Source organism: Methylotuvimicrobium sp. KM2, from assembly GCF_038051925.1.
Lineage (GTDB): Bacteria > Pseudomonadota > Gammaproteobacteria > Methylococcales > Methylomonadaceae > Methylotuvimicrobium.
This window is the reverse complement of record NZ_CP150634.1, coordinates 2,871,943-2,894,546: the sequence shown is the minus strand read 5'-3', so window position 1 is coordinate 2,894,546 and position 22,604 is coordinate 2,871,943. Positions and strand designations below refer to the sequence as shown.

The 22,604-nt window shown below is 48.4% G+C and carries 20 protein-coding genes; 15 read left to right on the top strand and 5 right to left on the bottom strand.

Features of this window, described 5'->3' with window-relative positions; translation table 11 throughout:
* Window positions 1-312: 312 nt before the first annotated feature.
* Window positions 313-846, top strand: a complete 534-nt coding sequence (locus WJM45_RS12180; RefSeq protein WP_341325371.1) for a septal ring lytic transglycosylase RlpA family protein — start codon at window positions 313-315, stop codon at window positions 844-846.
* Between the two features lie 25 nt (window positions 847-871).
* On the opposite strand, the gene WJM45_RS12175 is transcribed toward WJM45_RS12180, so the two are convergent.
* Window positions 872-2,146, bottom strand: coding sequence for a response regulator (locus WJM45_RS12175; RefSeq protein ID WP_341325370.1), 1,275 nt, complete (start codon window positions 2,144-2,146; stop codon window positions 872-874).
* A 198-nt stretch (window positions 2,147-2,344) separates the two neighbouring features.
* Here WJM45_RS12175 and WJM45_RS12170 point away from each other — a divergent pair, with 198 nt between their 5' ends.
* Genes WJM45_RS12170 through WJM45_RS12140 form a run of 7 tightly spaced genes read left to right on the top strand, consistent with a single transcriptional unit; the run spans window position 2,345 to window position 10,360 of the window.
* Window positions 2,345-3,982 carry an ASKHA domain-containing protein gene (locus tag WJM45_RS12170; RefSeq protein ID WP_341325369.1) on the top strand — a complete coding sequence of 546 codons (1,638 nt, stop codon included), beginning with the start codon at window positions 2,345-2,347 and terminating at the stop codon, window positions 3,980-3,982.
* A 12-nt stretch (window positions 3,983-3,994) separates the two neighbouring features.
* Window positions 3,995-4,660, top strand: a complete 666-nt coding sequence (locus WJM45_RS12165; protein WP_341325368.1) for a cobalamin-dependent protein — start codon at window positions 3,995-3,997, stop codon at window positions 4,658-4,660.
* Window positions 4,657-5,685, top strand: coding sequence for a uroporphyrinogen decarboxylase family protein (locus WJM45_RS12160; protein ID WP_341325367.1), 1,029 nt, complete (start codon window positions 4,657-4,659; stop codon window positions 5,683-5,685). The genes WJM45_RS12165 and WJM45_RS12160 overlap by 4 nt, the downstream gene beginning before the upstream one ends.
* Window positions 5,682-6,299 (top strand): DUF1638 domain-containing protein, encoded by a 618-nt coding sequence (locus tag WJM45_RS12155; protein WP_341325366.1) that lies wholly within the window; start codon window positions 5,682-5,684, stop codon window positions 6,297-6,299. Before WJM45_RS12160 ends, WJM45_RS12155 begins: the two co-directional genes overlap by 4 nt.
* Window positions 6,296-8,275, top strand: a complete 1,980-nt coding sequence (locus tag WJM45_RS12150) for an ATP-binding protein (protein WP_341325365.1) — start codon at window positions 6,296-6,298, stop codon at window positions 8,273-8,275. Before WJM45_RS12155 ends, WJM45_RS12150 begins: the two co-directional genes overlap by 4 nt.
* Complete coding sequence (locus tag WJM45_RS12145; RefSeq protein WP_341325364.1) at window positions 8,272-9,888, top strand: diguanylate cyclase; 1,617 nt, start codon at window positions 8,272-8,274, stop codon at window positions 9,886-9,888. The genes WJM45_RS12150 and WJM45_RS12145 overlap by 4 nt, the downstream gene beginning before the upstream one ends.
* Window positions 9,842-10,360: an EAL domain-containing protein gene (locus tag WJM45_RS12140; protein ID WP_341325363.1), complete on the top strand. Its 519-nt coding sequence runs from the start codon at window positions 9,842-9,844 to the stop codon at window positions 10,358-10,360. Before WJM45_RS12145 ends, WJM45_RS12140 begins: the two co-directional genes overlap by 47 nt.
* 489 nt (window positions 10,361-10,849) lie before the next feature.
* Here the strand turns inward: WJM45_RS12140 and bioA are convergent, their stop codons facing one another.
* Both bioA and WJM45_RS12130 read right to left on the bottom strand, forming a co-directional pair.
* The gene (gene bioA / locus WJM45_RS12135; protein WP_341325362.1) at window positions 10,850-12,139 is read right to left on the bottom strand and encodes an adenosylmethionine--8-amino-7-oxononanoate transaminase; all 1,290 of its coding nucleotides are present in this window, start codon (window positions 12,137-12,139) and stop codon (window positions 10,850-10,852) included.
* A gap of 225 nt (window positions 12,140-12,364) precedes the next feature.
* Entirely contained in the window at window positions 12,365-13,846 is a 1,482-nt protein-coding gene (locus WJM45_RS12130) for a DegQ family serine endoprotease (protein ID WP_341325361.1), read from the bottom strand.
* 1,005 nt (window positions 13,847-14,851) lie between these two features.
* Between WJM45_RS12130 and WJM45_RS12125 the strand changes: the two genes are divergently transcribed.
* From WJM45_RS12125 to WJM45_RS12105, 5 genes are all read left to right on the top strand, one after another.
* A complete protein-coding gene (locus WJM45_RS12125) occupies window positions 14,852-15,283 on the top strand; it encodes a YeeE/YedE family protein (protein WP_341325360.1) in 432 nt (143 codons plus the stop codon).
* Window positions 15,280-15,723, top strand: coding sequence for a YeeE/YedE family protein (locus WJM45_RS12120; RefSeq protein ID WP_341325359.1), 444 nt, complete (start codon window positions 15,280-15,282; stop codon window positions 15,721-15,723). The genes WJM45_RS12125 and WJM45_RS12120 overlap by 4 nt, the downstream gene beginning before the upstream one ends.
* The gene (gene soxC, locus WJM45_RS12115; RefSeq protein ID WP_341325358.1) at window positions 15,716-17,005 is read left to right on the top strand and encodes a sulfite dehydrogenase; all 1,290 of its coding nucleotides are present in this window, start codon (window positions 15,716-15,718) and stop codon (window positions 17,003-17,005) included. The genes WJM45_RS12120 and soxC overlap by 8 nt, the downstream gene beginning before the upstream one ends.
* Entirely contained in the window at window positions 16,992-17,522 is a 531-nt protein-coding gene (locus WJM45_RS12110; protein ID WP_341325357.1) for a cytochrome c, read from the top strand. The genes soxC and WJM45_RS12110 overlap by 14 nt, the downstream gene beginning before the upstream one ends.
* Before the next feature lie 485 nt (window positions 17,523-18,007).
* Window positions 18,008-18,814 (top strand): response regulator, encoded by an 807-nt coding sequence (locus tag WJM45_RS12105; protein ID WP_341325356.1) that lies wholly within the window; start codon window positions 18,008-18,010, stop codon window positions 18,812-18,814.
* 99 nt (window positions 18,815-18,913) lie between these two features.
* Here WJM45_RS12105 and fae read toward each other — a convergent pair whose 3' ends face one another.
* Complete coding sequence (gene fae, locus WJM45_RS12100; protein WP_341325355.1) at window positions 18,914-19,462, bottom strand: formaldehyde-activating enzyme; 549 nt, start codon at window positions 19,460-19,462, stop codon at window positions 18,914-18,916.
* A gap of 188 nt (window positions 19,463-19,650) precedes the next feature.
* Here fae and WJM45_RS12095 point away from each other — a divergent pair, with 188 nt between their 5' ends.
* Entirely contained in the window at window positions 19,651-20,403 is a 753-nt protein-coding gene (locus tag WJM45_RS12095; protein WP_341325354.1) for a radical SAM protein, read from the top strand.
* 216 nt (window positions 20,404-20,619) lie between these two features.
* Here WJM45_RS12095 and WJM45_RS12090 read toward each other — a convergent pair whose 3' ends face one another.
* A complete protein-coding gene (locus tag WJM45_RS12090; protein ID WP_341325353.1) occupies window positions 20,620-20,871 on the bottom strand; it encodes a hypothetical protein in 252 nt (83 codons plus the stop codon).
* 362 nt (window positions 20,872-21,233) lie between these two features.
* On the opposite strand from WJM45_RS12090, the gene tilS reads away from it, so the two are divergent.
* Entirely contained in the window at window positions 21,234-22,595 is a 1,362-nt protein-coding gene (gene tilS, locus WJM45_RS12085) for a tRNA lysidine(34) synthetase TilS (protein WP_341325352.1), read from the top strand.
* Window positions 22,596-22,604 lie beyond the last annotated feature (9 nt).

Below are 22,604 nucleotides of genomic sequence, written 5' to 3'. Positions count from 1 at the left end.
CGGGCATTATCGAGAGAGTATGATTAATTAGGAGCTTAAATTTGATGGATGAGCTGCGGCTGGATTTGTAGTATCGTGAACTCAATCAAAAATGATTATAAGCCCCCCTTTTTGATCTGGGAGTATGTAACATTTAAGATTTTACTGCAAATCGCGGCCGGTTAGAATGACGGTGATGATAATCGGTACTTTTGGGTTTTAAGCGGAAATATTCTGGCGCTCGTATCGATTCGCCAGTTGTTCTTCAGCAGACGTTAAGTTTATTAAGCTATTTTAAGAATGCTAATTAATATATTGAATTTTAAGTATCTTATGGCTTTTCAGTTGTTGCATAAAAAACCGTATCATTTGCCCTTTGGACGTAATTTCGGGTTCGTCGCCGTTTTGGCGATTGTCGCTACGATGTTATTCGGCTGTTCTTCCAAACAGCCGGTGCCGGATGATGGCTTCGATAGAGTTATCGAATTCAAGAGGGATGCGCCTTATAATAGGTCTTATCAAGTTAGAGGCAAACGCTACTATCCCTTGACCAATCCCAATGGATATAAGGAAAGAGGCATTGCTTCTTGGTATGGCGCCGAATCCGGCAATCGCACTGCGATGGGCGTCAAGTTTAATCCCGAAGGTTTAAGCGCCGCGCATAAAACGCTTCCTTTACCTTCCAGAGTCAAAGTGACTAACTTGCAAAATGGCCGGTCGATTATTTTGGTCGTGAACGATCGCGGCCCCTTCGCCAAAAATCGTTTGATCGATCTATCGAAAGGCGCGGCTAAAGCGATTGGCGTTAAAGGGCTTGCCGAAGTGGAAGTGGAGTATATCGGCGAGTATGCCGGTAGCAATAGGTAGTCGATGTTTGTGCAGAGTTAATCATTCAGTCATGCGTTTGATGAATAGGCAACCAAATCTTAAAACTGGCGCCCTCTCCGATTTGGCTCGAAACATCGATTCTGCCATGATGAGCTCGGACGATATTATTCGCGGTCGATAAGCCAAGGCCGATGCCTTTGCCAATGGGGCGCGTCGTGAAAAACGGTTCAAATAATCGATGCAGATGCTCCGGACTAATCCCGGGGCCGTCATCTGCAATTTCCACCCAGATCTGTTTGTCATCGGTACCGGTTCGTATGATGATTTCACCGGATTCGCCGACGGCTTGCCAGGCATTGGTCAGCAAACTCAAAAAAACTTGATTCATGAGTTGAGGAATGCATTCGATCTCGGGCGTGTCGCCATATTCTTTGCGAATACGGCATTGGATATGTTGGCTGCAGACGAACACTTTTAAGGTCGTCTCCAAGCTCAGCTTGATATCGCATTGCTGCCAGTCTTGGCCGTTGTCATCGGTGAATTGATTGAAGGCACGGACGATATTTCGCACTCGGGTTAAACCCTCTTTGGATTCGCTAATCAGATCGGCGATATCCTCGCGCAAAAAATTCCAGTCTTTTTGCTGCTTCAAGTCTTGTAATTTCGAGAGACAGTCCGGTTGGGGCCGGCATTTGGAAAGTTGATTGTCGTATTGGTCGATCAAGTCGAAAATTTCGAGGGCATATTCTTGAAAAGAATTGAGGTTGGAAAAAATAAACCCCAAGGGATTATTAATTTCGTGTGCGATTCCTGCCGCTAATTGACCGATCGCGGCGAGTTTTTCCGATTGCATCAGTTCGGATTGAATCAATTGATGTTCCTGTAAGCGTTTTTGCAGTTCCGCCTCGAGATGGATATTTTGATTTTGTAAGCGCTCGCGCGCTTTTTTTAGTTCTATCTGTGAGTTGACCCTAACCGATAATATCGATAAGTTGCAGGGTTTATAGAGGTAATCCGCCGCACCCAATGAAAAACCGAACGTTTCGTCTAGTTCGGAGGTCAAGGCCGTCACGAAAATGACAGGAATGTCTTGCGTCTTCGGATTAGCCTTCAACGCTTTAATGACTTCGTAACCATCCATGCCGGGCATCATGATGTCCAACAATATGAGGTCTAGTGAGGTATTATTTGCAATTTCCAAGGCTTTAGCGCCCGATGTTGCCACCAATACCGCATAATCCGTCATCAAACATTGTCCGAAAACCGAAAGATTGACGCTTTCGTCGTCAACTATCAGAATGCTAGGGCGCTTATCAATGCTCGTGGTATCGTTTGACATCAAGACCTCAAAATTCATTTATCATCATCGTAGATCAAAAATAGGCACCGGCGTCCTATCGGGCGAGTGACCGCACCCTCCGCCACCAGAGAACTTTCATTTGCCGGGACGATCGATTGCCGGACCTTCATGAACGTTACTATAGTAATATGAGTTCCACCCTCCAAGATAGTGTCCGGAATTGCGGCTAAAAGACCGATGCCAAAAAATTTAGAATCTATTGATCAACAAAAACATCACCGGTTGCGTGTGAGAACGGATGATTGCGATTTAGAGCTTTACCTGTCCGGTTCGTCATCGGTTCGAGAAGCGCTCGATCACACCGAAATTCGTGTTCGTGCGGCCTGTGGCGGGCTGGGTACTTGCGGCGCTTGTTTGATACAAGTGATTTCCGGCCGGTTCAATCCGCCGACACCGGCGGAACGGCAGAAATTATTGCCGGATCAATTGGCGCAAGGCTGCAGGCTCGCTTGTCAATTAAGGCCTTTGAGTGACGGTGAAACCTACCTTGCCCATCCTGCTCCGCCGTCGCAATGGAGGAGTCCGGATCGATACCAGTGGCCTACGGTCGTGTTTTCGAAAGTGACCGACGAGGTTCGGAAACCGTATGGCATTGCGGTCGACCTAGGAACGACTCATATTCGTTTGTCTATTTGGAATCGTCATACCGCTCGGCTCATCGGTTGCCGAGTAGGCATCAATCCCCAAGTGGCTCACGGCGCTGATGTCTTGACTCGATTGGATGCCCGGCGATTGGACGTTCAAGCCTCGCGGTGCTTGATGACCGAAGGGCGCAAGGCTATCTTGGATGGTATTCGAGATATATTAAGCCGAGATTTTGGGGAAGTGGCTCATGTCCTTGCCGAAACCGGGAAGATTAGCATTGTCGGAAACACCGTCATGTTAATGTTGATTGGCGGTGGTAACGATAGCGATGATCTTTATCGGCTTGAAAACTGGCATACTGCTGTCGAGTACCGAATCGATGATATAGCCGCGTGGCGTCAAGATTGGCGTATGCCCCATGCGGATATATCGATCGTTCAACCATTGGCCGGTTTTGTCGGTTCGGATTTATTGGCCGATCTTTTGGCCACAGGTATAACTGAGCAACCCGAGCCGAGGCTGTTGGCGGATTTGGGAACCAATACTGAAATTGCTCTGTGGGACGGTACTACGGCATGGGTGACATCGGTTCCGGGCGGTCCGGCGTTTGAAGGGGTAGGGATGCGCAATGGCTTGACGGCTGAAACAGGCGCCATATATCGCGTACGCGCTGACGGCGAGCGTTGGCTGATTTCCACAATTGGCGACCAGCCGATTCGAGGCTATTGCGCGAGCGGCTTCATCGATGCGATTGCCGTGATGTTGGACAAACAGGTACTCAAACCTTCCGGTCGCTTTACCCAATCATTGCAGCCGAGCGGTACGGGTTATCGGCTTGATGCCAACAATGCTCAGTCGACGATTTTTGGTAGCGATATCGATATTTTTCAACGAGCCAAGGCTTCGACCGCTGCAGCCATGTTGCAATTGCTCGGGTTTGCCGATTTGAAACCAAGCGACTTACAGGCGGTTTGGATTTGCGGTAGTTTGGGGCAACACCTCGATTTGCATAATGCGATGCGTGTCGGCTTGTTGCCTCGTTTACCGGTCGACAGATTCAAACGTCTTGCGAATGCGAGTCTGGCCGGGTGCGAGCAGTTGTTGCTGGACCGAAATGCAAATGCTCGTTTAAATGCGATCATAAGCAAGACGAAAGCGATTAATTTAGGCGGGATCAGTAGTTATGAAGAAAGTTTTATCGATCAATTGCGCTTGCAGCCGATGGCATAAGGGGGCCGGAATATGTTGAGTCGTTATGTGCAGGCATACAACGAAGCGGTTTTCGAAACCGATAAACAGGCGGCATTGGCCGTGGTCGACGGGGCTCTTCAGGACGGTTACAGTCCTGAAAATATTGTGTTCAATTTGGTCATTCCTGCCGTGGAAGCCATGATGGCGCGCATCGAACAGGATCCCGATTCCAATTTGGCTCAACATTTCATGACGGCGCAAATCGCCTCCGAAGTGACCGAGCGAATGCTGGAGAAATTCACCAGCGCACCGGAGGCGATCGGCAAAGTGGTGATCGGAGCCGCCTATGGCGATTTGCACTCGCTGGGTAAACGTATCGTGATAGGTTGTTTAAAATCGCTGATGGTCGATGTCATCGATTTAGGCATCAATATTAGCGCCGAAAAATTTGTCGACGAAGCCGTTGAAAACGACGCACAAGTCATCGCGATCTCAGCCATGATGGTGCATACCGCAACCGGCGAGAATGGCTCGATCAAAGTTCGATCCTTATTAAAGGAGCGAGGCTTGGAAAACAAAATAAAGTTGGCGGTTGGTGGAGCGCCCTATCGATTCGACCCGGAATTATATAAAAAAGTGGGGGCCGATGCGTGGGCTCCTGATGGCGTGACGGCGGCAAAAATTATTATTCAATTGATCAAAGAGGTGAGTCCATGACACCCTTAGAAATTTTAGCGGCGGCTAAAAACGGCGACCCGGCACCGCGTATTCCGATCTTTTGCAATTTGTTCGATCAAGGTGCGCGAGAACTCGATATGCGCGCTCAAGATTATTTTGCACGGGGCGATTGTGTTGCAGAAGCGCAATTGCGAATGTTAAAGCGCTTCGGTCATGACAATGCGTGGAGTTTGCATTATGTCGGCAAGGAAGCCGAATTGTTGGGCTGCCAAAAAATATTATTTGCCGATGACGGCGTGCCTAATGTAGAAGATTTCGTGATCAAGAATTGGGACGATATTGCCAAATTCGAAGTCCCGACCGATATCACTCAACATCAAGCTTGGCAAGCCATTGCCGATTGTTTAGCGGTTTTGCGCGCCGAAATAGGGCGGACCCATGCCATTTGCGCTTATGTTACGGCTTCGACGACCTTGCCGGCGCTATTGATGGGTATGGATAAATGGATGGAGCTGTTTTTAACCGGGCCGACCGATCTGCGCGATGAATTGTTGCGCAAATGCGTTGATTTTGTTCATCGGCACATTAATGCGCTACGTGCGGCCGGAGCCAATGTTCTGATGTATTCAACGCCGTTCGGCTCTCCCTATTTCGTCGGTAACAAAATCATCGAAGAAATCGTGTTGCCTTGGATGAAACTCGATTTGCAGCCGGGCGGCGTAGATGATGTCGTCTATTACTGCGGCATGGCGCCGTTTAATGGGGTCATAGATTTGGTGTTTGACCAACTGGGCATCGAGTCGCATTACATCAGTCCATTGGCTGACTTGGCCGAAGCTAAACGCTTGATCAATACCAGAGGATTGACTTGTGGAGTGATTGACGATATCAAAATGATTCATTGGAATGAGGCGGAAACACAAGCCGAAGTCAAGCGTATCATAGAGATAGGCAAACCGGGCGGACATTTTTTATTCGGTAATGGCGTTATGCCTTTGGCGGTACCCGAGGGCAATATTAAGGCGATGATAACGGCAGCCTTTGACTACGGGCAGTTGACATGAAAAAATTTGTGTTGCATCAGGAGCATACAGAGCCATTGACGATGGTCGGTTGCGGTATTTTGCGCAAAGAAGTCGACTATTTGATTCGGACTCATGGCTGGAATGTACAAACGCATTTTTTGGATTCGGCCTTGCACAATTACCTGAATCGCTTATCGAAAGAGCTTAACGAAGCCTTGCAAGAGCATGAGGCGAAAGGCGACAAAACCTTTGTTTTTTACGGCAGCTGCCATCCGTTGATGGACAATTATTTGGAAGAACATCGCACTTGCCGCACCCGGGGTCAAAATTGCATCGTTATGTTATTAGGTTACGAGCGTTTCATGCAGGAGCTTGAAAGGGGAGCGTACTTTCTGGTCGAGGATTGGGCCTTGACTTGGCAACCGATGATCACGGCATGTTTCGGTAACAATATTGCCGTTGTGCGCGAAATTTTTCACAGTAGCCATAAATTCATGCTTGCACTCAAAACCCCATGCAGCGTCGATTTTTCCGAAGCCGCTCAAGCCGCGGCCGATTTTGTGGATTTACCTTTACAGTGGCTCGAAGTGGATCTTGAACACTTAATGCAAGTGGTGTTCGAAGCTATTAAGCAACGACTTGAACGGGCATGATGAATTCAAACGAACATGATTTGCAAAGGCGTATAGAGCATTTGGAACATCGTGTCCGTAAGCTATCCGAAGAAAAAGCCAATCTGCATCTTGTCCTGCATATGGTGGAATTGCTTAATCCGATTGCCGGTATCGATTATTTCTTAGATAGTATGATCGCGGCTCTTTGCTGTAGTTTAGGCGGTACCAATACAGAGATTTATTATTTGGACGAAGGCGAGATTCACTATGTCAACTTATTCGGCGAAAAACGGATTGTCGGTGAGATTGAAGATTCGTTGGTGGCAGAAGTCTTCGCTACACATCATTTTGTCGAACAAAATACCGATTTGAACCATACCTTGCTTAAAGATAATGTTGCGGCGGTGGCATGCACATGGGTGATGCCTTTGACGATTGGCGATCAAATGTTGGGTGTTGTTAAAATGTCCGATTTGCTGGGATCGGCACAGATGCGCAATTATTTGGCACCGTTTTTTTCTCACATCGCGCTGATTTTGAATAATAAAATACAGACTCGTAAAGCGGAAGCCGCTAATCGTGCCAAAAGTAGTTTTTTAGCGACGATGTCTCACGAAATTCGGACGCCATTGAACGGGATTCTGGGCATGGCCCAATTATTAGCCAAGCAGGAATGCAATGATGCTAAACGCCTAGAATGCGCTCGGACGATTCTGACGTCCGGAACTAATTTGCTTGCTTTGCTCAATGATATTTTAGATTTGTCTAAAATCGAGGCGAATCGCTTGGAGCTAAATTTTTTAGCCGTTCATCCGCAAAAGGTTTTAAATGAAATCATGATACTTTTTTCCGGCGCCGCCCAGCAAAAAGGCCTGAGGATTTATGCGGCTTGGGTGGATGGCGAGGCACAGGTCTATCGAATTGACCCGCTCAGAGTTAAACAAATGTTGTCCAACCTGGTCAGTAATGCCATTAAATTCACCGATCGCGGTTCCATCCGGATCGAGGCGGGTCCGGTCCTTGACGAGTCCGGGAATTGTCAATTGGAGTTTTCGGTCAGCGATACCGGTATCGGTATTCCAAAGGACAAACAGCGCGAGTTATTTAAACCGTTTACCCAAGTCGATAGCAGTTCGAATCGGCGCTATGTGGGGACTGGGCTGGGATTGTCGCTGGTATCGCGTTTTGCCGAGTTGATGCAAGGCAAAGCAGGGTTTGAGAGCGATGAAGGGCAAGGCTCGCGTTTTTGGTTTCGGATACCTACCCGCGTCGATAATGAGATCGATAACAGCGCTTTGCCATCCAATATCGATGAGTCATGCCCATTATCGAATCCAAATCCTAGACTAAGCCGCGTGTTATTGATCGACAGTGATTGCGGACATGGTGCTAATTTGTCGGCACAACTAAAGGCACGATCCATCGAAGTGATTGGTGTCGATCAGGATGATCAAATTTCGGACGTTATCGACAAGGATTTTGGGTTGGATGCCATCATTATTGGACCTAATTTGGAAAATAGATATCTTGGCCTGCTTGCGAGAAAGATTCGGGTCTTGGAGTCGGCCAAGCATCTTCCCCGAGCATTCATTATCGGCATTAGCGATCAACTATGCCAACAAGGGCTAGAGCCGGAATTCAAAGAGCTTATCGATGAGTTACTCGTTCGGCCTTTTCCGATTGAGCATTTAATAAGCGTTATCGAAAGCCATATCCATCTGTCCGCGGTTCAGCAGCAAAAGACGTTGACTTGCAACGATGAAGAACGCATGTTTTTCAAAAATTGCGAGGGTATTAACGAGATTCTCGATGGTCTCGAGCGCCAATTGGAAAAAAATATGTTTACTGCCGTTGAACAATTTAGCATGCTGCAAGCAAAGCTGGAGGGTAGTTTGATTGCTTCGCATTTTGCCACGCTTGGTAAGTTGATCAACGATATGAATTTTGAGGAGGCTCATCTACAGCTAAAATTATTGCGTGAGAAATTCTCCGAGACCAAGGGAAACGCATTGTGAGCATTGAGCGCCAGAAGATTCTTATAATCGACGATACACCGGCTAATATCACGCTATTGGGGATGGCATTACAGGATCAATACGAGATCCAAATAGCGACTAGCGGGAAAAAAGGCTTGGCTCTGGCTAGCGAGACTCCGCCCGATTTGGTTTTGCTCGATATCATGATGCCCGATCTCGATGGCTATGAAACCTGCCGCATGTTTAAATCCGATGCTAAATTACAGCATATACCGATTATTTTCGTGACGGCGTTGAGTGAAATTGAAGCTGAAATTCAGGGTTTATCGCTGGGTGCGGCAGACTTTTTGATCAAGCCTTTTAATCTCCAGATTGCTCAGCTTAGGGTGCGTAATTTGTTGGAAACCGAACGGATGCGGCGGGCATTGCGTCAAAAGGAAGAAGATCAACGTCTTGCCGCGAATGTTTTTGCCTATAGCCATGACGGTATCGTAATAACCGATATTGAAAACCGTATTATCAATGTCAATAACGCCTTTAGTCGTATTACCGGTTATAGGCTTGACGAAATCAAAGGCGAAAATCCACGCATACTTAAATCGGGGCGGCAGGATATCGAATTCTACCGAAGCATGTGGCAAGCCTTGCTGTCGAAAGGTTATTGGAACGGCGAAATTTGGAATCGCAACAAGCAGGGTGAGATTTACGCGGCATTGACGTCTATTGCCGTCGTCAGGGACGATCAGGGCTGTATCCATCATTTCATCGGTTCGTTTATCGACATTACTCCGATCAAAGAACATCAGCATGCGTTGGAACGTATCGCGCATTTCGATCCCTTGACCGGGGTTCCGAACCGCTTTTTATTATCCGATCGACTGGAACAAGCCATCGTTCATACACGGCGGTCGCGAAAATTAATGGCGGTGTGCTATTTGGATCTGGATGAGTTCAAACCGATCAATGACCGATTCGGTCATCAAGTCGGCGATCAATTATTGATCGAAGTTACCCGTCGCATCAAGGCTTGTTTACGCGAAGGCGATACGCTGGCACGCATTGGCGGCGATGAGTTTGTATTGTTATTGTTGGATATCAATGACAGCGGCGAATGTAAGGCGATATTACGAAGAATTCTTAAAGCCGTTTCGGCAAAAATGTTGCTGGCGAATCAAAATGTGTCGGTATCGTTAAGCTTGGGTTTTACGCTGTATCCGGACGATTCAGCCGATGCTGAAACACTGATTCGCCATGCCGATCAAGCGATGTATCAAGCCAAGCAGCAAGGTAAGAATCGATTTCAACGGTTCGACGTGCTTCAAGAAAAACAAGCCTGTGAGCAAGGAAAGCAATTTGCCCGTATCGAGCGCGCATTAGCCGATAATGAATTTGTGTTGTATTTTCAACCGAAGATCAATCTTCGCGATGGTACTTTTCTGGGTGTTGAAGCCTTGATTCGCTGGCAACATCCCACTCGCGGATTACTGAGCCCTGCCGAGTTTTTACCGATGATTCAAGGCAGTCAGTTGGAGATTAATATCGGCCAATGGGTGTTGTCGAGGGTCTTAAGTTATTGGCATCAATGGAAAAAATCAGGAATCGATATTGCCATTAGTATTAATGTTGCCCCCCGGGGCATTATTGCATTCTGATTTTGTTGAAAATTTAGCCGCCAAGCTTGACGAAAACCCCGAGTTGCAGCCAGGCTGTCTTGAACTGGAAATACGGGAAACCGGGACATCGGAAGATTATGAACGTGCCGCTAAGGTGATGAAGGCTTGCCAAGCGTTGGGTGTCGTATTTGCGCTTGATGATTTTGGAACAGGTTATTCGTCGTTGAGTTATTTGAAAACCTTGCCGGCGAAAACGTTAAAAATCGATCGGTCGTTTGTGTTGGGTATGCTGGAAGACGAGGGGGATTTGGCGATAGTTAAAGGGATTATTGATCTCGCCGCGATATTCAAATTACAAGTCATCTCGGAAGGCGTCGAGACAACCGAACACTTATCGAAATTACTTGAGTTGGGTTGTGAAAATGGTCAAGGTTATGCCATTGCGAAACCCATGACAGAGGAAGCCTTGTTCAACTGGCTAAACGAATGGCAGTTGGAACAAAAGAATTAACGGCAGAAACCTACTTTTTTTGTCAGCCAACTTTCTTAGCAAGACGGGGTTTGCAAGCCATACGCATCAAGCTAAAAACGGCCAATCCGCTCCGCTCTTTCCCAAGTTGCTATTAAGGTATGTAGCCCGTATGCAGCGTAGCGAAATACGGGAATGGCGTGGCTTCGAACTTCCCGGATTGCGCTGGGTTCCATCCGGACTACGCTGTTTATACTCGCCGGAAGAAGCGCGTAGCCCGTATGCAGCGTAAGCGGAATACGGGGATTGCGTGGCCTCGAACGCCCCGGATTGCGCTTGCGCTCAATCCGGGCTACGCGGTTAAACTTTGATTTGCCGGGGCGATGGCCGGGTCTTCATGAACGTTATTGTGAAAGTTCGTAGCCGGGTAGGTCGGGTTTGGCGGAGCCGTAACCCGACATATCGATGAGCAAAATGTCGGGTTACGCTAGCGCTAACCCGACCTACTCTAAACCGCGCGAAGTATAACGCTTAATGATCCGTTAGTTGTAGGGTTTCAAAAATCGCCGCGGTTAATTTTTGCAATTGGCGTTCGTCGATTATATAAGGCGGCATCGTATAAATTAAACGCCCGAACGGCCTTAACCAAACGCCTTGTTTAACCAAGCGGTCTTGAATTTCGGAAAGGCTCACAGGGTCTTTCATTTCAACGACACCGATCGCGCCGAGCACCCTGACATCGTTAACGCTAGCCAGGTTGCGGCACGGTTCCAAGCCTTTTTTGAGTCCGGCCTCAATGGCCGCGATTTGACTTTGCCAATCCGACTCGAGTAATAAGTCGATGCTCGCCGATGCGATGCTGCAGGCCAGAGGATTCCCCATGAATGTCGGGCCGTGCATGAAACAGCCGGCCGGCCCATCCGAAATCGATTCGGCAACTTTGTCGGTCGTCAATGTAGCGGCTAGCGTCAGGTAGCCGCCGGTCAAGGCTTTACCGAGGCATAAAATATCCGGCGAAATACCGGCATGTTCGCAGGCAAATAGTTTGCCGGTACGGCCGAAGCCGGTCGCAATTTCATCGGCGATCAGCAATACCTCATATTTTTTGCATAAGGCGCTTACCGATTTTAGATAGTCGGGATGATAAAACCACATGCCGCCCGCGCCTTGGACGATCGGTTCGAGAATGACCGCCGCGCAGGAGTCGCCGTGATTCGATAAAATGGCTTCCAACGGATCGATATCGGACGGGTTCCAAGGTTCGCCAAAACGGCAAGCCGGCCGTTGCGCGAAATGGTGTTGAGGTAATACGGGGTTGAACAAATGATGCATGCCGGTAACCGGGTCGCAGACAGACATCGCGCCGAAGGTATCGCCGTGATAACCGCCTCGAAGCGCCACGAATCGGTTTTTTTCGGGTTTGCCGAGCGCTTGCCAATATTGAATGGCCATCTTCAATGCGACTTCGACGCTGACCGAGCCGGAGTCGCAAAGAAATACCTTGCTCAAGCCCTCGGGTGTGATTTTCAATAGACGCTCGATCAATTCGATTGCCGGCGTATGCGTAATGCCGCCGAACATTACATGGGCCATCGATTGTAATTGTTCCGTGGCCGCTTGGTTGAGTTTGGGATGATTATAGCCGTGTATTGCCGACCACCAAGACGACATGCCGTCGATTAATTCGCGGCCGTCGGCCAGTTTAAGCACGACGCCTGAGGCGCTGGCGACATGATAAACCGGCGTGGGTGTTGTCATTGATGTGTAGGGATGCCAGATATGGTCGCGGTCGAATTGCAGTAGTGAGTCGAGTTGAGTCATTGAGCTGAACAAGGTAGAGGGGATTATGATCCCTAAATTAATAGCGTAGGTCGGGTTAGCGTTAGCGTAACCCGACATTTTGCCCATCGATATGTCGGGTTACGGCTCCGCCTAACCCGACCTACCCGGCTGTTGCCGACATCCTCGCTAGGCATGCCCTACATCTTTTCATTCAAGGATGCAATCCATGTGCGATTCAGAGAATGACTGCCAAAGCGTTTTCGTTTAGCGCCATTGCAAGACGACATAGCGGGACATGCCGCGATCGCTGATTAGTAACAAGATCCGCTTATTATCCTTGCTTTGGTTGACGGCGCGATTGAATTCGTTGGCCGAATTGACCGGTTTGCGGTCGACTTCCAGGATTACAGTGCCGGGGCGTATGCCGGCCATTGCGGCAATCGCGCCGGGCTTGATCTCGGTGACGATGACGCCTTGGCCGGGGGTGGCATTGAATTGCCGAGCCAGTTCCCGAGTCACGGTCTGCACGGTCAAGCCCAGTTCTTCGGTGCTTTGGGCGGGCGCTTGTGCCGCTGCAATTGGTTGATCGCCGAGTTTTTCGATTTTTATGTCGATGGTTCGCGATTTTCCATCGCGCAAGATCGCGATTCTGGCGCTTTTGCCGGGCGGTGTTAGCGCGACGCGGTTTCTGAAATCGCCGATATCGTTGACCGGCCGGCCTTGGTATTCGGTCACGATGTCTCCGGCTTTGAGACCCGCCTTCGCCGCCGGCGAACCATCGGTGACCTGTGCGATTAAAATGCCTTGATGCGTAGTCAAGTTGAAGGACTCGGCCAATTCCTGCGTCAACGGTTGAATCACGACGCCTAAATAGCCGCGCGTGACTTCTCCTCGTTCGATCAATTGGTCGGCGATCGATTTTGCCAGATTGATAGGGATTGCGAAGCCAACGCCCATATGACCGCCGCTCCGGCTGAAAATCGCGGTATTGATACCGACTGCTTCACCATCCAGGTTGACGAGCGGGCCGCCGGAATTGCCGGGATTGATCGCGGCATCGGTTTGAATGAAGTCTTCGTAATCGCTGATGCCGAGGCTGGTTCTGCCCTTGGCGCTTACGACTCCGACGGTCAACGTATGGCTCAAGCCGAACGGATTGCCGATAGCCACGACCCATTCGCCGACTTCCAGTTTTGTTGAGTCGCCCAGCGGCAAGGCCGGCAAGTTTCCGGCTTTGATTTCAATGACGGCGATATCCGATTTAGGATCGGTTCCGGTAATCTTGGCGTCGAATTCACGCCCGTCTTGGAACGTCACGCGAATTTTGTCGGCATTCGCAACGACATGATTGTTCGTGATGATATAGGAGGTTTCGCTCAACAAGCCTCGCTTCGACGCGAAAACAAAACCGGAACCTTGGCCAATCGCGGGTGGCCGTTGTTGTGGGGCTGGCGCAGGACTAGGTCGCCTTGGCGTTCCGGGAAATTCATCGCCGAAAAAACGCCGGAAAAAATCATCGCCGAAAGGCCATTCGTCGCCGAATGGCGTTGTAAAGGGGGCTTGCGCGACGCCTTCACGGGAACTTTCCACTTGGATAAAGACAACCGAAGGAGAGGTTTGCCGCGCGACCGACGCAAACGCTTTACTGGTTTCGCGAAGATTTTCGATACCGCCCGTTTGCGCGAACGAGAAAGGGGAAAATGTGATAATTAACAGTAGTAACGGTAAAAAATATTTTTTATTCATAAATTTAACCTTCTTGTCTGTTGCTCAGGGCGCGTAAGGAAATTTGTAAAAGTTTAAACTTAAAAAGAGTATTTGAGGCTTCACCAAAATGGTGAAAGTGTTGTAGACCGTCCATGCTTCGACTTGGCTCAGCGCGAACGGTCTACAACACATGCCAACGTAATTATTCACACCCCCTATCGTTCCTACGCTCCGGCGTGGGAATGAAGACCGAGACGCTCTAGCGTCTCGTACCGCTGGAGCGGTACTCAGGCGTTCCCACGCCGGAGCGCTCATCGTTATACATAAGTCAAAAATTACTGTTTTTCAATCTTAGCTAATGAGGCTTCGATACCATTTTTTGTCGCCCAACGTTCCCGACTTCGAAATCGCGATCTGGGGATCGCTCCCACAGAGCATCCGCCCCCTTGTGGGAGCGACGCCTTCGTCGCGATTTCGAAGCCACTGATGTTCAATATCCGCAGATTTATCAAACAGCACCGTTTCCAGTTATACGACAAACTCTGTTTAGCAAGTTTACCGATACTTGTGTATAACGGCGAGCGCCGGAGCGTGGGAAAGATAATTTCCGGGGGACTGAATAGTTACATGCCAATTGTTCACTTTGGGTTAAAAGATTCTTTGGTCAATATGTTTTTGCCTTGTTGACTGAATCCTCGAGCGTTAATATTAGCGGGTAGCTTTTAAGGCTTTTCTCAAAAAACAATAAAATGCACTTTCCTATGTGTGTATATACCTATCGCACTTCAAATTTCGGCATTAACGTATGGAGGCATCGGGGTGTTCCGCAAAGGCTTTGGCAGCATGGATGCTGTCATAGAGCCTACATGGATGTATTCACCCAGCACTTAAATTCCATAGCTCATTGGCTAGGATTAATTGTCCAGGATAATTTAGGTGCTGGGTTCACGGCGTCCTTTGACGGGCACCCCGACGCCGAAATTTGACCAGCAAAGGGTATATAAGGGTTATTTTTTAAATTTCAAAATTATTCAGGAATTCTTTGTGGAAAATTTTACGCCGTTCTCGGCTTTTCTCGGCGGAACATTGATCGGCTTGGCCGCCACCTTGCTGTTATGGCTAAATGGCCGCATGGCCGGGGTTAGCGGCATCATGCATCGTTTACTCAATTCCTCGAAGCCGGAGTGGCTTTGGCGGTTCAATTTTTTAATCGGCCTGGTCTTAGGCGCTTTACTGTTTAATTGGTTCAATCCCGGGTTTTTCACGCCGCGTTCCGACTATCCTTATGGGCTGTTGGCTGTGGGCGGTTTTTTAGTCGGTTTCGGTACTCGCATGGGTAGCGGGTGCACGAGCGGTCATGGTATTTGCGGTATCGCCAACGGATCGTTGCGCTCGATAACGGCGACTTTGATTTTCATGATCAGCGGTGTCGTCACGGTTTACTGTATCAGGCATATTGTGGGAGTCGGGGTATGAAACACTGTTTAGCAGCTTTATTGAGCGGTACGCTGTTCGGGTTCGGTTTATCGTTGTCGCAAATGACCGACCCGAACAAGGTTTTGGGTTTTCTCGATGTCGCAGGACGCTGGGACCCGAGTTTGGCCTTCGTGATGATGGGAGCTTTGGCCGTTTCCGTTATTGCGTTTCGTTTCATTTTAAAACGTCCGAAACCGATATGGGCTGAGGAATTTCATGTCGCTCGGAAGAAGTCCGTGGACAAACCGCTTTTGTTCGGGGCGATGATTTTCGGTATCGGCTGGGGAATGAGCGGTTATTGTCCGGGGCCTGCTGTTGCGGGCTTGGGGTTGGGCAACCCCGAAGCGTTCGTGATGGTTGCATCGATTTATTTGGGATTTATCGTGCAAGGTATTTGGGCCCGGAAACGTTTTAAAAAATCCGTGCCGGTCGATGCCTAAGCAATCGGTAAAAACCGTTCAATCCAGTGCCGAAATTGAAGCCGCGGGCGGCGGTTTGCTGGATCGACGCCTGTTTTTAAAGCAAGGTTTGATTTTTACCGCCGCGACTTGGGGTGCGGTAAGTTCGCAGACCGCAAGGGCCGGATTCGAGCGTGAATCGTGGACGAAACAACCGGGTAAGCCTTTTTCTAATTACGGGTTGCCATCCGACTATGAAAAAAAGGTGATTCGTTGGATTATGACCAACGACGATGCTCCGGGTAATGGCGTTTCGTGGACACCGCTGCACGAACTCGAGGGTATTGTTACGCCAAGCGGCTTACATTTCGAGCGCCATCACAACGGTGTGCCGGCAATCGATCCTGAACGGCATCGCTTGTTGATACATGGTTTAGTCAAACGTCCTCTGACGTTTTCGATATCGGATTTATTGCAATATCCGATGCAATCCCGTTTATGTTTCATTGAATGCGGCGGCAATAGCAATGCCGGTTGGCGGAGCGAGCCGATACAAACTCAAGTCGGCTATTTTCATGGCATGGCTTCATGCAGCGAATGGGCCGGTGTGCCGTTGAGTGTCGTCCTTCAGGAGGCCGGCATTAAAGGCCGTGCAAAATGGATCATCGCCGAAGGGGGCGATGCGTCGATGATGAATATCAGTCTGCCGCTCGATAAAGCGCTTGACGATTGTTTGTTGGCCTTATATCAAAACGGCGAGCGACTGAGGCCCGAGAACGGTTATCCATTACGGCTGTTGGTTCCGGGGTGGGAAGGGGTGCTCAATGTTAAATGGCTCAGGCGATTACACCTTGCGGTTAAACCGGTCATGGCTCGTAACGAAACCGCTAAATACACCGAATTGTTGCCTTCGGGTAAGGCGCGGCAATTTAGCTTCGTGATGGAGCCGAAGTCGGTGATTACCCATCCATCATTCGGGCATCGACTCGATCGGCACGGTTTGTACCAGATCAGCGGTTTGGCGTGGAGCGGTCGCGGTAAAATCGCGAAAGTCGAAATATCCGCCGATGGCGGTAAGAGTTGGGCCGAGGCCGAGTTACAAGAGCCGATATTGGCGCAGTGTTTCACGCGCTTCCGGATTCCTTGGCGATGGAAGGGTAAAGGAGTCGTGCTCAAAAGTCGGGCGTTCGACGAAACCGGTGCGGTTCAGCCGGAACGTTCCGAGCTGATCGCAAAGCGCGGCCGGCATGGTTATTTTCATTATAATGCTATTGTCAGTTGGGCTATTACGGAGGCGGGTGAGATTAGTCATGTCTATCTTTAAGAGTCTGCTATGCTTTAGCCTCGGCTCGGCTAATATGGTTGTCGCCGAAGAACTGATTGGTCCCGGATTGGGTATTCAGGCGCCGCCGGCGATGTTGAAACAATGGAATAGAGATGTTTTTCCCGATGGGGCGGGTTTGCCCTCAGGGCAAGGTAGCGCTCGCGAAGGTGAGGTCGTTTACCGGGCGCATTGCATCGGTTGTCATGGCCCGGAAGGGCGTGGCGGTAGCGCCGAGGAGCTGGCCGGCGCCGAACATTCATTGATCGACGATCCGCCGGATAAAACGATCGGAACTTATTGGCCGTATGCGACGACTCTTTTCGATTTTACGCGACGCTCCATGCCGTTATCGAATCCTGGGGCGTTAACCGATGATCAAGTCTATGCGGTAACCGCCTATTTGCTTTATCTCAATCGTATTATCGGGCCGTATGACGAAATGAATGCACGATCGTTGCCGGCTGTCGTCATGCCGAATCGGGACGGGTTTATTGATAGTTATCGGCAGGACGATTAAGGAGCTCGGGTCTAGGCTATCGAAAAAAGCCGCTTTTAGCTAATCGCCGTGTTCCCGCTTTTTAGACTCAAAATATTTTTGAAAAGGCGCGCGATGGGCACCCGGCGGCGTTCAAGCTGTCTTGGAATTTGTGTAATTATTCACATCCAGCTATCGTTCCCACGCTCTGCGTGGGAATGCAGCCCGAGACGCTCTAGCGTCTCGTACCGCTGGAGCGGTACTCAAGCATTTCCACGCAGAGCATGGGAACGATAATTGCCGGGGGACTGAAGAGTTACGAATTTGTTCATCATCATAGGCTATAAAGTCCTAGTTATTTTCTCAAAATCCATAAAGCAGTCATTCTATCCGACATGGAAATCGGTAAATTTCGACACCCTAGCTCGGGTCCGTTGATTTTAAGTAATGGCCGGCGATTGGGATTTTCAGTTCGAATTAATTTTTGAGTACGATCGTTTTCGCTTTTCTAATCCATCGATTAAATCATGCATAAATTGACTATTTCGGACTTGTCCATTGTTCTGGTTGAGCCTTCCGTTCCGCAATTGAAGTTAATTGTGAAGCACTTGCAGGAAGAAGGTGTTAAGTACATCAATGGCGTCTCTTCAGGCGAGGAGGCTTTGGAGGCTATCAGCAATTATCAACCGGACTTGCTGATTAGCAGTATGTACTTACCCGATACCACGGCGACCGAGTTATTTACGCGGATTAAGGAATCGGACGACTTTCAGGATATGCAATGCATGCTGATTTCCAGCGAAACCAGTCGAGCGGCGCTGGAGCCGATTCGCCAAGCCGGCGTTGTGGCAATTTTACCCAAACCGTTCGATCATGCCGATTTGAAAAGGGCATTACGCGCTTCGGTCGAGTTTGTCGATCCGGAGGAATTGGAATTGGATTCTTATGATATCGAAGCTGTTAGGGTTTTGTTGGTCGATGACAGTGCGCCGGCACGAAAGCATATTACCAAAGTGCTCAACAATATGGGGATACAGTGCGTAACGTTGGCAAACGACGGGACGGAAGCATTGGCGATATTCGCCGAGTCGCCGGATGCCTTCGACTTGATCGTAACGGATTATAATATGCCGGAAATGGATGGTCAGGAATTGATCGAGGCGATACGAGCCAATATGGAAAACAGCTCGATTCCGATACTGATGGTCACCAGCGAGTCGAACCAAGCAACGCTCAATAAAATTCAGCAGGCCGGAGTTTCCGCGATTTGTGATAAGCCGTTCGAGCCGAGAAATATTAAAGAATTGGTTTATCGTTTGCTAGAGGAAATCTAGTTCATTTTTTAGAGGTTTCAGTCGCGAATATCACGACTGAAACCGACAAACTAAAAATCAAGTTTTTACAGCTGTTGTCGGGGGCAGTCCTCGAACTATTTAAATTTTTCCGTCAAGGCCCATCTGGAAATATTTGTGAGTGATTTTGTCTTGATTTTCCAGTAGCCAATCAATATCCGGCGTATTGGTCATGGCTTTATGGATGGCTTGTGCCATCGCTTTACGATGAATGTCGAACAGGATTTGGTGGTCGAGGTTGTCGTCGGTTGCGACACTTGGATTGAGCCATACCGAACAGATGATTCCCAAATCGTTCGCTTTTTCTTTCGGGATATCGCCCGCGCGAACTGCATCAAGCACACCGTTAGCGATAGCGGCTTGAACGGTACCCATTAATATATTGGTGTAGCGGCTATTGTTAACAGTGACCTTGCTAACCATCAGTGTGACAGGGCGGACTTGAATATCGGTGTTCAAAATTGCGAAAACCCGGCTATGACCTTTGACTTGGTCCCCTGTCAGAGTGGCGAGGGCCGTACCGACCGGTCCGTCCAGTTCGCCGATGACGATTTCCGGTTCGGCTGCAGTTCCCGGAGGTCCGCCTGCTACGAGTGATTCGCCGGTACGCATGATGATTCTTTCGCTCATAATGATCTCCTTAATAAAAATGTTACAGGGAAAGATTTTGAACGACTAGAATAGCACATTTGACTCTCATTCTTAAGGCTGTGACAAATTCAACACGATTAACAATAACCGATCATAGTAGGGGTTCAGCCGGATTAACTTATATTTATCCCGTTCTCTCAAGACGTTCCGGAGGCTTGTCGATCGGTGTGAATTTTAATATCAACAATGCTTGCAACTGGCGATGTATTTATTGTCAAGTACCCGATTTAACGTTGGGTGCAGCGCCACTGCTCGATTTTTCATTATTGGAAAAAGAATTGAGGCGGTTTCTGAGTGATGTTTTGCAGGGCGATTTTTTTGATCGGTTTCAAGTCGAACCCCAATATAGATCGATCAAGGATATTGCGATTTCGGGAAACGGCGAGCCGACTAGCGCTAAGGATTTCGATAAAGCAGTCGATTTGATCGGCAGCATTGCTACTGAAATGGGTGTGTTGCCGAACAGCGGTTTTGTTTTGATTAGTAACGGCAGTTTAATGCATCAGTTGAAGGTTCAGTCCGGGCTCCGGTCATTGCATCGCTATGGGGGGGAGGTTTGGTTTAAGTTTGATAGCGCGACTGATGCGGGGCGGAATTTTATTAATAATACAGCGCAAACGATGGCGTCGGCATTAAGAAATCTAAAGATTTCGGCTGCAATCTGTCAGACTAAAATTCAAACTTGTTTAGTCGATTATTCCGGGCAGGGATTGACCGACGTGGAAAAAAACGCGTATTTGCAATTTTTAAAAAGAATCAAGAATGATAGTGTGGCGGTTGGTAAAATTATGCTTTATACCATTGCGCGCCCGTCGATGCAGCCGGAATCGGCTAAAATGAAGCCGTTGTCGCCGGAAGTCATGCGAGATTTTGCGGGCGAGATCAGATCGCTTGGTTTTGAAGTTCGGGTGGATTGTTAACTGCCTTGTTTCCGGTTGATGGTTTGGGGTAAATTGTTGGCAGTTAGCAGTTAGCAGTGAATGTGCAGGGTGAGGGATGTGTGGAAAATCGGGCGTTGTCGGAAAAATGGTGCGTCATAAGTCCAGCAATGCGGACGGACCAAGGATGCATACTAAGCTTTACTCTCTCGGCTTTTAGCCCTCGGCTTTTAGCCGTTTCTTGCTCTCAAGTCGGGCTTAAGCCTTGATGTCTAATAGACTTCCTATCGTTTTTTTCTCGGTTTCGAGGATTTTGACGGCCGCGGATGTTTCAAATTCCGCTTCTTTTAAGCTGAGTACCGGTTTAATAATATCTCGAGGCTCAAACTCAGAGCTGCCTACTTCATCGTTTTTTATCGATAATGTGGCAATTTTGTGTGCCGCTTCGGCTGATTTGTTTTGTGCGCCGTTGATGAGGTTCAATGCGCTGTTTGTTGGTGAAATGTCCATAGCCAAACCCTTGTGAAATATGAGTGCTTAGTGGAATTATATAGACTAATTTCAGTCTTTTAAATTCAATTGCATGTTTCTTTATTGCTTTGCTCTTATGAAAAAGACTAGCTCTTTTATGTTGTTTTGTCCGAGCGTTATTTCACATTTCATTAAAATCAACTTATACCTTTCACGCATAAAAATTCGGTATTAGAAGGCTCGGGGCGTTCAATGGCGTTCGGAAATCATTGAGTTACAGGCTCTGCACCTTAATTTCATAGTCCATTCCATTGGTGATGATAACTATCCTGGGTAATTTTGGCGTTGGGCCTTTGACTGGCGCCTCGGCCCCCAAATTTGGTTAACAATTGGTAAATTAAATGCTTCGATTAGAACCGCGAGTCGTTGAATTGAGCCTGCAAAAATTAAAATCAGCGCAACAAGTTTATATTGCCTATAGCGGCGGTGTGGATTCGCATGTGTTGTTGCATCTTTGTGCTTCGATATCTTCTCTACAAAATAAAATTACCGCGGTTCATGTCCATCATGGTCTGCAACCCGTAGCCGATGCTTGGCCTAGGCATTGTCGTTCAGTCGCTAAGCAATTGGGTGTTGATTTTATGAATCTTTATGTTGATGCGCGAAGCTTAGCGCGCGAAAGCCCCGAGGAGGCTGCCAGGAATGCGCGATATGATGCCTTAAAGGCTTTGCTTTCGAATAACGATGTTTTGATGGTGGCTCAGCACCGAGAGGATCAATTGGAAACCGTTTTATTGCAATTGTTTCGAGGGGCAGGTTTGCAAGGGCTTTCGGGCATGCCTGAAATGATGACCTTTGGCAAGGGAGTGCTGTTGAGGCCCTTATTGAATACACCAAAACAAGTCATCGACCAATACGCCCGGCAACATGATTTCAATTTTATTGAAGATCCCAGTAATCAAGGCATTGACTTCGATCGTAATTTTTTACGCAATGAAATTGTTCCTTTACTCAAGCAACGTTGGCCGTCCATCGATAAAACAGTCTCTCGTTCAGCGGTTCATTGCGCGGAAGCCTCTGAACTGTTGAGTAAATTAGCTGGCGATCAATTCAAGCAGGTCTATCAAACAAAGGATGCAACGCTATCGATACCGGCTTTGGTAAAGCTTGATGTGACGGAACAAGCATTAATTGTTCGGCAATGGTTCGCGCGTTTGGGGCTAAAAATGCCGCCCCGTGCCTTTGTGTTGCGCATTTTGTCCATGATTCAGTCGCCGCTTGGCGATCCGCAGTTGCCGAATCAAAAACATACAATACGCCGTTTCCGGAATAGCTTGTTTTGTGTGCCGCAGCAAACCGTTAATTTACCGGAACAAGGCGTTGTATGGTCGAATAGCGATGCCCCTCTTGACTTGCCTGACGGTACGGAACTGAAAATTGCTTATGACCACTCCGGAATTGATCAATCGATTTGGCTTAGGTCGCATATCGACGTTAGGTTTCGTAGCGGCGGGGAAAAAATTGCTTTGCCGAATCGAGAAGGGCGGCATCGCTTGAAAAATCTTTATCAGGAAGCTGGTATTCCGCCTTGGGAAAGGCCTTATATTCCATTAATCTATTTAGACGGGCGCTTGGCGGCAATTGCCGATCTTTGGATCGGTTCCGAATTTTATTGCAAAAACAAGCCAGGGTGTATTCGGCTAATTCGGTCGCAAAAAAATAAAAACCGGAAAGGCCATGACGAATGCGTCTTAGTCGATTAAAATAGATAA

Excerpts from the sequence above, each read along its gene's own strand:
- WJM45_RS12180 (WP_341325371.1), top strand. The coding sequence starts at position 313 with ATGGCTTTTCAGTTGTTGCATAAAAAACCGTATCATTTGCCCTTTGGA.
- WJM45_RS12175 (WP_341325370.1), bottom strand. The coding sequence starts at position 2,146 with ATGTCAAACGATACCACGAGCATTGATAAGCGCCCTAGCATTCTGATA.
- WJM45_RS12170 (WP_341325369.1), top strand. The coding sequence starts at position 2,345 with ATGCCAAAAAATTTAGAATCTATTGATCAACAAAAACATCACCGGTTG.
- WJM45_RS12165 (WP_341325368.1), top strand. The coding sequence starts at position 3,995 with ATGTTGAGTCGTTATGTGCAGGCATACAACGAAGCGGTTTTCGAAACC.
- WJM45_RS12160 (WP_341325367.1), top strand. The coding sequence starts at position 4,657 with ATGACACCCTTAGAAATTTTAGCGGCGGCTAAAAACGGCGACCCGGCA.
- WJM45_RS12155 (WP_341325366.1), top strand. The coding sequence starts at position 5,682 with ATGAAAAAATTTGTGTTGCATCAGGAGCATACAGAGCCATTGACGATG.
- WJM45_RS12150 (WP_341325365.1), top strand. The coding sequence starts at position 6,296 with ATGATGAATTCAAACGAACATGATTTGCAAAGGCGTATAGAGCATTTG.
- bioA (WP_341325362.1), bottom strand. The coding sequence starts at position 12,139 with ATGACTCAACTCGACTCACTACTGCAATTCGACCGCGACCATATCTGG.
- WJM45_RS12130 (WP_341325361.1), bottom strand. The coding sequence starts at position 13,846 with ATGAATAAAAAATATTTTTTACCGTTACTACTGTTAATTATCACATTT.
- WJM45_RS12120 (WP_341325359.1), top strand. The coding sequence starts at position 15,280 with ATGAAACACTGTTTAGCAGCTTTATTGAGCGGTACGCTGTTCGGGTTC.
- soxC (WP_341325358.1), top strand. The coding sequence starts at position 15,716 with ATGCCTAAGCAATCGGTAAAAACCGTTCAATCCAGTGCCGAAATTGAA.
- WJM45_RS12110 (WP_341325357.1), top strand. The coding sequence starts at position 16,992 with ATGTCTATCTTTAAGAGTCTGCTATGCTTTAGCCTCGGCTCGGCTAAT.
- WJM45_RS12105 (WP_341325356.1), top strand. The coding sequence starts at position 18,008 with ATGCATAAATTGACTATTTCGGACTTGTCCATTGTTCTGGTTGAGCCT.
- fae (WP_341325355.1), bottom strand. The coding sequence starts at position 19,462 with ATGAGCGAAAGAATCATCATGCGTACCGGCGAATCACTCGTAGCAGGC.
- WJM45_RS12090 (WP_341325353.1), bottom strand. The coding sequence starts at position 20,871 with ATGGACATTTCACCAACAAACAGCGCATTGAACCTCATCAACGGCGCA.
- tilS (WP_341325352.1), top strand. The coding sequence starts at position 21,234 with ATGCTTCGATTAGAACCGCGAGTCGTTGAATTGAGCCTGCAAAAATTA.